The organism is Vibrio sp. B7 (genome assembly GCF_963888765.1).
Lineage (GTDB): Bacteria > Pseudomonadota > Gammaproteobacteria > Enterobacterales > Vibrionaceae > Vibrio > Vibrio anguillarum.
This window is the reverse complement of the sequence record NZ_CAWPKR010000037.1, coordinates 272,032-283,309: the sequence shown is the minus strand read 5'-3', so window position 1 is coordinate 283,309 and position 11,278 is coordinate 272,032. Positions and strand designations below refer to the sequence as shown.

General features: G+C 40.7%; 7 protein-coding genes and 2 pseudogenes. 4 read left to right on the top strand and 5 right to left on the bottom strand.

Annotation, left to right across the window (positions count from 1 at the left end; all coding sequences use genetic code 11):
- Positions 1 to 118: 118 nt before the first annotated feature.
- Positions 119 to 803 (top strand): annotated as a pseudogene (locus tag AACV32_RS14945) (integrase core domain-containing protein); the annotation flags it as partial.
- 110 nt (positions 804 to 913) lie between these two features.
- Here the strand turns inward: AACV32_RS14945 and AACV32_RS14940 are convergent.
- The 5 genes and pseudogenes from AACV32_RS14940 to AACV32_RS14920 all read right to left on the bottom strand — a co-directional run.
- Positions 914 to 1,501: a hypothetical protein gene (locus AACV32_RS14940; RefSeq protein ID WP_198300426.1), complete on the bottom strand. Its 588-nt coding sequence runs from the start codon at positions 1,499 to 1,501 to the stop codon at positions 914 to 916.
- The gene (locus AACV32_RS14935; RefSeq protein ID WP_170895366.1) at positions 1,491 to 3,443 is read right to left on the bottom strand and encodes a hypothetical protein; all 1,953 of its coding nucleotides are present in this window, start codon (positions 3,441 to 3,443) and stop codon (positions 1,491 to 1,493) included. The genes AACV32_RS14940 and AACV32_RS14935 overlap by 11 nt, the downstream gene beginning before the upstream one ends.
- The gene (locus AACV32_RS14930; RefSeq protein WP_170895365.1) at positions 3,440 to 5,599 is read right to left on the bottom strand and encodes a hypothetical protein; all 2,160 of its coding nucleotides are present in this window, start codon (positions 5,597 to 5,599) and stop codon (positions 3,440 to 3,442) included. The genes AACV32_RS14935 and AACV32_RS14930 overlap by 4 nt, the downstream gene beginning before the upstream one ends.
- Positions 5,599 to 6,783 carry a site-specific integrase gene (locus AACV32_RS14925; RefSeq protein ID WP_115339878.1) on the bottom strand — a complete coding sequence of 395 codons (1,185 nt, stop codon included), beginning with the start codon at positions 6,781 to 6,783 and terminating at the stop codon, positions 5,599 to 5,601. Before AACV32_RS14925 ends, AACV32_RS14930 begins: the two co-directional genes overlap by 1 nt.
- Positions 6,784 to 6,881: 98 nt before the next feature.
- A pseudogene (locus AACV32_RS14920) lies at positions 6,882 to 7,559 on the bottom strand (DNA polymerase II); the annotation flags it as partial.
- A 481-nt stretch (positions 7,560 to 8,040) separates the two neighbouring features.
- Between AACV32_RS14920 and uvrY the strand changes: the two are divergent.
- The 3 genes from uvrY to pgsA are packed head-to-tail and all read left to right on the top strand — an operon-like array spanning position 8,041 to position 11,121.
- Positions 8,041 to 8,685: a UvrY/SirA/GacA family response regulator transcription factor gene (gene uvrY, locus AACV32_RS14915; RefSeq protein ID WP_026028128.1), complete on the top strand. Its 645-nt coding sequence runs from the start codon at positions 8,041 to 8,043 to the stop codon at positions 8,683 to 8,685.
- On the top strand, positions 8,685 to 10,517 hold the full coding sequence (uvrC, locus tag AACV32_RS14910; RefSeq protein ID WP_017050355.1) for an excinuclease ABC subunit UvrC: 1,833 nt from the start codon (positions 8,685 to 8,687) through the stop codon (positions 10,515 to 10,517). The genes uvrY and uvrC overlap by 1 nt, the downstream gene beginning before the upstream one ends.
- Positions 10,518 to 10,563: 46 nt before the next feature.
- Entirely contained in the window at positions 10,564 to 11,121 is a 558-nt protein-coding gene (gene pgsA / locus AACV32_RS14905) for a CDP-diacylglycerol--glycerol-3-phosphate 3-phosphatidyltransferase (RefSeq protein WP_017046228.1), read from the top strand.
- The last annotated feature ends 157 nt before the right edge of the window (positions 11,122 to 11,278 follow it).

Below are 11,278 nucleotides of genomic sequence, written 5' to 3'. Positions count from 1 at the left end.
GGAGGAGAATCAATGAGAAAACTGGCGCAATCCGAACACTTAGAGTAAAAATAGGGAAAGAGAAAAAGTGCTGGTTAAGGTGTTCGGAATAAACCGAAACAAGCGTTCGCAATCACCGAAATACGCACTTATTGCCTTAGAAAAACAGGTCGCTGAGAACGGTATCATTCTAACGGACGAGCAAGTTGCAGCCTTTGAGCGCAAGAAACATGATGACGAGGCTTGTGGTGAGATTGAAACAGCGCACCCAGGCTATCTCGGGTCTCAAGACACGTTTTATGTCGGCAACCTTAAAGGTGTTGGACACATCTATTAGAAGACGTTCGTTGATACCTACAGCAAAATCGCCTTCGCTAAGCTCTACACGACAAAAACACCCATCACGGCTGCTGATATGTTGAATGACAAAGGTGCTCCCGTTCTTCGAAGCACATGAGCTGCCTATGCTCAGGATCGTGACTGACCGAGGTACTGAATACTGTGGCCGTGTTGAACAGCACGATTACCAACTCTATCTTGCCATCAATGATATCGACCACACGAAAACGAAAGCGATGTCGCCACAGACAAATGGTATCTGCGAGCGCTTCCACAAGACCATATTAAATGAGTTCTACCAAGTGACATTCAGAAAGAAACTGTATGGTTCAATAGAAGAGTTACAGAAAGATCTGGACGAATGGATGGACTACTACAACAATCATCGTACCCATCAAGGAAAAATGTGCTGTGGCAGAACGCCAATAGAGACATTAGAGGATGGGAAATCAATCTGGGCTGAAAAGAATCTAGCCCAGATATAATCTGACAGGCACCAAGTCGAAAAATGGGTAACTGTCAGATCAGGTCTGAATTAGTACAAGTAAAACAATTCTTTTAGTTCTATTTTCTGATGCTTTTTGCGTAACATATATTATATGCCATGTTTCTTACTTGAGATGTTAATGGATTTTATTAACTGTCTATTTGTTTCGCGCAATTCAGCAACTTGATTTTGTAGAGTTTGGTTTTCGTGTCGTAACTCAGCCAGTTCATCAGATAGATTTTTGTGAGATTCAATTAGAGTGCAACCAAGTAAGGCTTCAGCAATCGCAACGTAATCGTGATTTCTATCAGTCTTAATTTGGTTCTTAATCAACTGGTTTTCCTTCCGAACCTCCTCTGCTGTTTTCCGGCGGGATACGGTAGATTGACGCTTTACCTGAGCTAAAGCGATTAATTGCTCGGTGTGGTCTGTGATCCACTTATGAAGATCTGGATTCTTCCGCTTGCTGATATTACTTTTGTCGCACTTAGCTGCAGATGCAACTTCCGAAGCAACTATCTTGCGATCTTTTCCTTCAGAAGTTTGTCCTGATTCGATTGCGGCTTTTTTGGCATCGAATTGTTTTTTTGCTTCTAAATAAAGCATTTTTTGAAGTGGAGTTGCAGAGGCAAGCCAATCAGGTTCATGTAGGGAGGAACTGCTCTTTTTTTCATACCTTAAAAGTCTACTCATCATCCATCGCCTTTAATCGAATCTCGCCTGTTCTAATATGTTTTCTGCTTGAGTCTGCTAGACGAGATAGCTCTGCAGGCAAAGCCTTGATAAATTCCTCGTGGGCGATTAGAGAGCGTTCTATCCCATTTCTCTGTAATTTGGTGTTACAGCTATGTGGGCAGCTACCGCATATTTCAAAAGAACGAGATTCTTCAACCATTATCATGCCTAGGTCTTTATTCCAACATTTTGCCAGACTCTCTTCATCTTTCCTAAGTAAGCAGTATCCCCACTCATCAACGGTAATTATGATACTCTCAGTTAAGCTTGCTAGCACAAAGTCAAAATCGTCGGTTGAAATAAGAAGAGCTTTTCTTAATTCATTTCGAGCACGTTTTGCCGCAGGACCATAAAAGCCTGATAAGGATTCATCACGGCTACCAATTCGACGTAAAATATCTTCGATATAAGCGAGTTCTATATCATCACGTTCACGTTCACGAAGTGCGTCTTCGTAATAAGATCTAATGAAATTGTCGGAATATCGATGTCTGAAGTGCTCAGTAATTAAATCTATGACTGCACCATCAAATCGACGAATGGTATATTCTGCCCAAAGGTGTCTTGCTTGGTGGGGCGTGGTTGTATTGTGGATTTTGGCCAGTTCGGGGTGTTGCTTGATAGTTTCACTATAAAACTTATCAAATCCGGATCGAATGGTAATATCTGGATGTTCTCCCCAAATTTTCTTGTCTAATATCTCGGAAAGTTTTGGCATTCTTTTGTTCTTACTAACAAAGCTGTGGGTCCTGAAAGTTCTGATAAATACAGGTGCGTTCTCTGAGACTTTATCAACATAGGAGCACTCGATGAGGGTGTCAACGGCAAGCACTGCCATGCTATGAAGATATCTTGGTGATTTTATCGAATGGTTCGTCTTGTGTATTTCATTGCAAAATTCCCAAGTACCATCAGGCAGTTTTTGAAAATCATTCGCCTTAAAGGTAACCCACTCACTTAGACGGAAGCCGCTCAAGACTAATAATATGTAACTTGCTGCATTGTAGAGTTGAACCACAAAATCACCCAGATTCCCCTCTGTAAATAGGTCTGGCGATTCTCCATCGAGTTTTTCTTCTAAGAGATCTTTAAGCTTTCTTATATTTTTCTTGCGTGGCCCTCTTGATGTTCCAGATCGAGGACAATTTCTGTTTTCTGGGAATAGATTTTCCCTTAAAGATAATATCGTAGTTGGATTTGTAGGTTGGTTTTCCCTCATGAAGTTGTAGAATGCTCTTGCGGCATTAGCTCGTTTCGACTTTAGTAAGTTTAACGCATGAGCCAATACGACCATTCCATTTTCGATAGGGATAGTTCCAAAAGTTCCGCCTTTCAGCCACGTAGCTAAAGTCGTACCAGATTGCTTTAGGTATGGTTCAAGAATAGCACCCGTAAATTGTCGAGTAACAACTACCCTTAGGCCGTCTATGATTGCTGAACTAGTGAAATATTGATATGAACGGTACAAGATATGCCTATAACCCTCTTCCTGACCATGATGTTTGACGCACTGATTACCGTCCTCATCTCTATATGTCATCACCTCCTTAATAAATTTAATAATATCTTTTTGGGTCCATCTAGATAAGGGTATGGTGGGGTTATTAGATTCCCAATACTCACAAAACCCCCGTAATTTGTTAATTATAGGATTCCAAGTTCCCAAATCACTAATTACTATTTTTTGTTGTGCATTAACGTAACCATCAGCACGTTTGAGGATAAATGACTGTGCCCAAACAATTTTATCATCGCTACATTTCCACTCCAGAAAATCAACTACCTTTATTTTTCCATCTTCATCCTCTAGGCACCAGAGAGGATCTCCAAAACTGTTTCGATATTGATTTGTAGAGGCGTTGAGATCAAATTGATTTGTTTTACTATGTTGATCAAAAATCATAAATTCTCCACAAATATAGGTGGTGAGGGAATTGCAAATTGTTCCAACAATTTCTTACCTTGTTCAATAACCAATGGCTCAAATTCGTTGAGTATTTCATCGACATACAGGTAACGAGATAGCATGTAGGCTTTTCTACGATTCGAAACGTATGTATCCTTTTTGAACTCTTTCTCTAACTCGGATTGATAAGAAAGCATGAGAGCAGCTGTAATAGGAATTTCCACTACTATTTTTTTTGATTCTAAGGTTACATCAGCAAAATATCCTGTCTTGTAGTTCGTCTCTGCACATTCATCAATAAAGTCGCCTAGCTTAGAGATTTCATCAGAATCAGGCTTGATCCCCTTAAAACCTAAAACTTTTCGAGCTTCTGACAATGACATTACATTTGTATCTGAGTTTGAAAGAACTGCCTTTATATTAAGCGCATCCGCAACCATTTCCTCACTGACAATCTCAGAAAACCATTTTCGCTCGTTAATTCTTGTTATGGTTTCACTTCTGTTGATATAGATATTTTTTTTGATCTCTGGTGTGTGTGCATCAAGTGCCGCCTCTACAGTACTTTGCCCATATCTCTCATATGCGCTTTGTTTTGTGCGTATATTTCGTTTTCTAGAATTAATTGCTACAGATTGCGCTACATATGAAAGAGAGATACTTTTCATTCCTCTTTTATGTTTGCCGTAGCTATTGTATAAAGGATCGTTGTGTTCGCAGATTTTGGTTAAAAGATCAATGAATGGTTTAGTTGTGGGATGTGTTCTAAATAGCCAATTTCTTAAATAAGAACCTTTGAGAGCTACAGAAAGATAAGGGTCATACTCAGTACCACAACGAAAAGTTAACCTTGCCTGAGTTGATTGCAACGACCTCCCAACCGAAAATTTCTGAGAATCTATTGAGCTACAAAACTGAATGTATTTTAAGTAGGTATGATGGACTAAAGAATTTATAGTATAGAGCCTTGAAGGATGCTCCTTTGCAATAGAGCGTTTTTTGCTAAAATCCCACGAACCACTGTCACCTGTGATGTAATAATTGTCTATGGATAGTTCAAACTGCCCCGACGGTTGTATTCGTTCACTTGCTAGGAGTAAGGATATTAATACTTCTTCTACTTTCGTAGGTTGGGATAATGATTCATAAGAAAGGTTAGAAAGCTTCGCGGCGCTTACAATGTTCCTCTTTTTCGCTACTTTGTAAAAATAGTCACTACTATTAGACCTCAGTGAACCATCACTATTTAAATGTTGCTCTAGAAATTCTTTCTGCTCTTCCTGAGTTATGGGGTCTTCACGGTTTTGTATGTATGAGCGAGTGTAACTACAATTTAATAGCATACGTTCTATCAGTAAACCGTCATTTGATGATGATATTGCATCCCATATTGGCTTAATATACTTTTGTGTTAAGTCAAATGATACTTTATATGAGCTATTAACTCCTCGTTCAATTAATTCTCGTACGTCTTTACTTAATTTAGGCAGTGATGATTTAGCTTCAATTATTTCTGGGAATGATAGTAAATAATCCCTCTGTTCGCTCATTACTTTTAGCATGACAACAGAAAAATCTCTGAGTGATTTAATTAATATTACATCATCATATTCTATTGACTCAATGAGGTCAGACAGTGCAGGTCTTGGCTTACTAGGGTTGCGTGAAATTTTGGGTATTCTAGTTTGTGTAGCTTTAACTCTTGCTATATGCTCTGGATCATTATTTTTTTGTTCTATGTACCACTTAAGTGCTACGTTAATTGTAGAAATACAAGAACTTATATTTTGTCCCTTTTTTTTTCTGTAGCTGATATAGTCTGGATGAATGCCTGTCACATCAGACATACGCTGCTCACCATAGTGCTTATCAAGAAAAAGAAATAAATTACTGAAATGATCATATTTATTTTTACGTGTATTTGGTGATTGGCTTAAAAAGTCTTCAGATTTACAATAGGAAATTAACGCTAAACATAAAGGATCGTTAATAAGCTTCGGAGGAATTGTCAGATTTTCAACTCTTGTTACTTTATCTTCTATGCGGCTATGCGAACTAAGAATAGAGATCCGTGCCGTCGTTGGATCGCTATTTAATGGGGCTATTTCAGCAGGAGCATAGTCAGACAACCAATTTTTGTTTTTATCTTTCATTACTTATCCTGTGTTGATATATCGAGCTCTGATTTATTAGTCTCTCTACCTACCAGAATGGCTTCGACGGTTATATAGACCGATAAAGTTGATTTGTTAACATGCCCAAGGCGAATCAAAAGAAGTTCATTCGGGTCGGTTCCTGCCTCATAGGCTTCACTTACAAGATCAGTTGCATAGCTATGTCTTCCAGAATGGAAGCTCAACTCCCTGAGCGATTTCTTAGCAATTATGAACTTTCGGTCAGAATTTGAGCAGAAATCGTAATATTTGGATAGTAATGTTGGCATTGCTTTTTTTAGTGTGTCTTTGAACCATTTTGTCGCAGGAGTGCTGTCGCTAGAAAAAGGGAGTCCATCCGAACGGCATAAGAGCTCTCCCTCAGGCAGCTTTCGACGAGGACCATTTAGAAAGCGCTCAATTAATGCTACGTCGTTTTTCTTGATAACGATTGGTCGCTCTTTATTTCCTTTTTCAGAGATAATATCGATCTCTATTGAAGATTCACCACGAGCACGCATCTCAGCAATATTAGTACGCAACTCACCAGTGCTAAAATTTCCTGCTAGCGTGACTTCATGCGCTCTTAAACCACTGTTTCTCCCTAGGCGTATTCCAATGAGATTCCGAATTCGAGTGAATTTACTTTTTCCAGTTATATTTGCCTCAATGACCTCGAAAAGTAGCCGATCTATATATTGTGACTTGATCCTTCTTGGGGTGAGAGTGTTTGAAATTATACTTTTACGGGATCGGTATTTAAGATATGGGAAAGAGTATGCTGTGTGTGAATCTAGGATCGGTAACGTGTCACGAGCGAATAGATAAAATGGACGTATTGACGAAATTGCCCTTAGAATAGTTGGTTCGCTATTCTCTCGTTCAGTTCTTAGGTAACCTAAATAGCCTGCTTGGTCATTACCAGTTAACAGCTTCCAATCTAAAGGAAATTGCCGTGGATCATTGGGGAATTCAAGGGTATTAAAAAAGAGAACTAAGTCACTCGCGCGATCTTTTTGTGTGCTTAACTTCACACCATTTGCTGATCCTAGAAGAAGATATAGGGAGGCAGGAACGTGGAAGTGTTCTTCAGTTCCAAATGGTATGTCATCACGAACTACAAAATAGGTATCGATAATACCAATTGCACTTCGAATCCCCGTGACTTTGATCTTTTTCCACATAATCTCTGCATTCATTTATACGATGTAGTGTTATGTTGACTTAAGCAGGTGGTTAAGAATTGGTCAATAAAAGATCGTTAAATATGCAGGTTCAGATAAACGCTCCAGCCAATTACTACATCAGGGTCGAACTCAGTGAACCAATCGATGAGAGTGTTGAGCAATGCGTATTCGTCTTTCACCCATTGAATCGGGGTATCGCAAGGCTCAGGCTCACCAATCATGATTACGCGGCTGTCCATTGGGCTATCAAAACCAATCGAGTAGAGAATGCCTTTTTCAGAACACTCTAAATCCAGCGAAACCACTTTCAGATGAGGAAGATAGTTGCCCGGTCGACATTTCGCCTGTTCTATTTTTGAGTGGGAAAACGTCTGGGTAAGCCGTCCAGTGAATTCAATGCTGCCTTTAAGAAAACGCTCCATAAGAAAGCGGTCGGCAAGCTTAATATCATCTTCTAACGTCAGAATATGATGTTGCTTTAGTAGTGCCGAAAACTCAGCATGCGTTTGAATCGTTTGACAATAACAACCCGCTAGGAGGGTATGTTCAAAATCTTCCAAATCCAATGTCTTTAATTCGATAGAGAGCTGCCGCTCTAACGCTAATTTTTGCGCTTGTGGCACATCTTTCTGTGGTATGAAGAAAACGGGTTTTTCACCACGGATAATCAGTTGGGTTGGACCTTGAGGCGTACTCAACCACAACTCAATATGAGTCGAGCCATGAAGGTCTCTTGCATGGCGAGTAAGTAAAAAACCGTGTTGAATAACCAAGCGTAATAAATCCAAATAGTCGTAACCTTGGGGGAGGGCATCATATCAGAGCTACGAGGTAAATAACGAATTTCAGTGAGGTGAGTAAGCGGGCGATGGAGATCAAATAACCGTTAATTGGTATGGTGTATGCATTTTAACTTTATGATTTGTTTTGGTTTTGTATTTTTATGAGGCTGGTTGCATTTTTATGTTTAGGTTCAAATTTGTCAAAAAATCATGTAAAAGTCGTGCGGCATCTCTGCTAATATAATTAAGCTTTTGATTTGTTAATGGATTCTCATTGGATGATTAGCCGAACAAATAAGTACTTGCCAAATTTGGGGTTTGAGCACATATTCAGTGTGAGTAAAAACTAATGTTAAGTTAATTACCCGATTGTGAGTTAATTTCCAATTGTGAGCTAATTAATGTGGGCTGCGATGCTGCTATCCACGATTCAGTGGGTGCAGAGCCAATAGATGAGTGTGGAGATACAAGTTTGATAAGTGTTTTCCTTGTAGATGATCACGAGCTGGTTCGCACAGGGATACGACGTATTATTGAAGACGTCCGTGGAATGAACGTAGTAGGGGAAGCTGACAGCGGTGAAGAAGCAGTAAAATGGTGTCGCAGTAATCATGTCGACGTTGTTTTAATGGATATGAACATGCCTGGTATCGGCGGTTTGGAAGCGACAAAAAAAATTCTGCGCTTTAATCCAGATGTGAAAATCATCGTGTTAACGGTTCATACGGAAAATCCATTTCCGACCAAAGTGATGCAAGCTGGAGCCGCGGGTTATTTAACCAAAGGTGCAGGCCCAGATGAAATGGTCAACGCGATTCGCATTGTGAATAGCGGGCAGCGTTATATCTCGCCTGAAATCGCACAGCAAATGGCATTAAGCCAATTCTCGCCAGCTTCTGACAATCCATTTGCTGATCTCTCGGAAAGAGAGCTGCAGATTATGATGATGATTACCAAAGGGCAAAAAGTGACGGATATTTCCGAGCAACTTAGTCTTAGCCCCAAAACAGTAAATAGCTATCGCTATCGACTGTTTAGTAAGTTAGCGATCAGCGGTGATGTTGAACTGACCCATTTAGCTATTCGACACGGAATGTTAGACACAGAGACGCTTTAGTGATTTCTTTGTTCGACTCGGTCGCTTTTCTTAAAACCGTTACCCATCAGCCCGGCGTTTATCGAATGTATAACGCCGAGGCTGATATCATCTATGTTGGCAAAGCCAAAGACCTCAAAAAACGCCTTTCTAGTTACTTTCGAAAAACAATCGACAGTGAGAAAACGCGCGCGTTAGTCAGCCATATCGATAAAATTGATGTCACCGTTACTCACACTGAAACGGAAGCGTTGATCCTTGAACACAATTACATCAAGCAATATTTGCCTAAATACAATGTGCTGCTGCGAGATGATAAATCTTACCCGTATATTTTTATTAGTGGGCATAAGCACCCTCGTTTGTCGTTGCACCGTGGCGCGAAAAAGCGCAAAGGTGAGTATTTTGGTCCATACCCTGATTCTGGTGCGGTTCGAGAGTCGTTACACCTCATCCAAAAAATATTTCCGGTAAGACAATGTGAAGATACCGTCTATAGCAACCGGACTCGTCCTTGCCTGATGTATCAAATTGGCCGCTGCGCTGCACCTTGTGTGAGTCATATCATTGCGGATGAAGAGTATGCTGAATTGGTTAATTATGTTCGATTGTTTTTGCAAGGCAAAGATAACCAAGTACTTGAAACATTGGTGCAAAAAATGGAACAAGCCAGCCAAGCACTGCAGTTTGAAAATGCCGCTAAATTTAGAGACCAGATCCAAGCCATTCGAAGAGTCCAAGAACAACAGTTTGTTTCTGAAGAGACGATGGATGACATGGATATATTGGGATTTGCCCAAGAAAATGGCATCGCTTGCATCCATATTTTGATGATCCGCCAAGGTAAAATATTGGGTAGTCGTAGCCATTTTCCTAAAATTCCGGCTAACACGACTCAAGAAGAGGTGTTTGATGGCTTTTTAGGACAGTATTATTTAAGTCACAATGAAGCGCGTACGATCCCAAGTCGAGTGATCTTAAATGCGGGTCTGCTAGAGGATGAAAAGCCGCTGCAAGAAGCATTACAGACCCTGGTCGGGCGTAAAGTTTCTTTCCACATCAGCCCAACAGGTGTGCGTGCTCAATATTTAAAATTGGCTAATACCAATGCATTGAGCGCAATAACGGCTAAAATTAACCATAGAATGACGATCAACCAGCGTTTTAAAGCACTTCAAGCTGTTTTAGGGTTGGATAGCATAGAGCGTATGGAGTGTTTTGATATTTCGCACACCATGGGAGAGAGCACGATCGCCTCATGCGTGGTATTTAACCAAGAAGGGCCTGTTAAACCAGAATACCGCCGTTATAACATCACGGGAATTACTGGTGGGGATGATTACGCTGCAATGGGACAAGTGTTAGATAAGCGGTATTCCAAGCAGCTTGACGTGGAAAAAATCCCCGATGTCATTTTCATTGATGGTGGTAAAGGGCAATTGAATCGAGCTTTGCAGATCATCTCTAGCCATTGGCAAGATTGGCCGAAAAGACCGGTGATGATTGGTATCGCCAAAGGCGTTACCCGCAAACCGGGGCTAGAAACGTTGATTACAACCGATGGCAATGAATTTAACCTGCCAAGTGATGCGCCAGCTTTGCATTTGATTCAGCATATTCGCGATGAAAGTCATAATCACGCCATTGCTGGGCATAGAGCCAAACGAGGTAAAACACGGCGTACCAGTACATTGGAAGGCATAGAAGGGGTTGGGCCTAAACGCCGGCAAGCACTGCTGAAATATATGGGAGGGCTGCAAGAGCTAAAAAGAGCCACTGTTGAAGAAATCGCCAAAGTGCCCGGTATTAGCCATTCTTTAGCTGAAAACATTTATCAAGCATTGAAACAATAAGAAAAATAACGCAACATAACCGCGCAATCGATAAGAGCCTATAAATATGCGTTTGAATATTCCTAATATTTTGTCTTTATTACGACTTTTCCTTATCCCAGTATTTGTCGTTGTTTTCTATCTGCCTTACGGCTGGGGCCCTTTTGCTGCGGCAATGGTGTTTTGGATAGCGGGTTTTACCGATTGGTTAGATGGCATGCTTGCGCGAAAACTTGGGCAAACCTCTCGCTTTGGTGCTTTTATCGACCCAGTAGCGGATAAAGTGCTCGTTGCGACGGCTCTTATCTTGATCACCGACCATTACCACAGTCTCTGGATAACGATTCCAGCCGTGACAATGATTGCCCGTGAAATCATCATTTCTGCGTTGCGAGAATGGATGGCGGAAATTGGTAAACGAGCCAGTGTGGCCGTTTCATGGGTTGGGAAGGTTAAGACGCTCACCCAAATGTTTGCATTGTGGGTACTGATTTGGCGTTATGATGATTGGATGGTGTGGGTCGGCTATGCAGCGTTATACATCGCCACTATTTTGACCTATTGGTCAATGGTTCAATACTTGGCGGCAGCTAAAGACGACCTCCTCAATGCAGAACATCATTAAGAAACGGGCTTAGGCCCGTTTTTTGTTCCTCCAATTTCTACAATCCCTTTCACAACATGCATTATTGCTTTAGTTAAAGCACAGTTATCTCGTGTAAAAGGTGGTGAATTTTGCTATCAAATTAACTAAATCTGTCCTTTTTGAATGTAAAATAGCC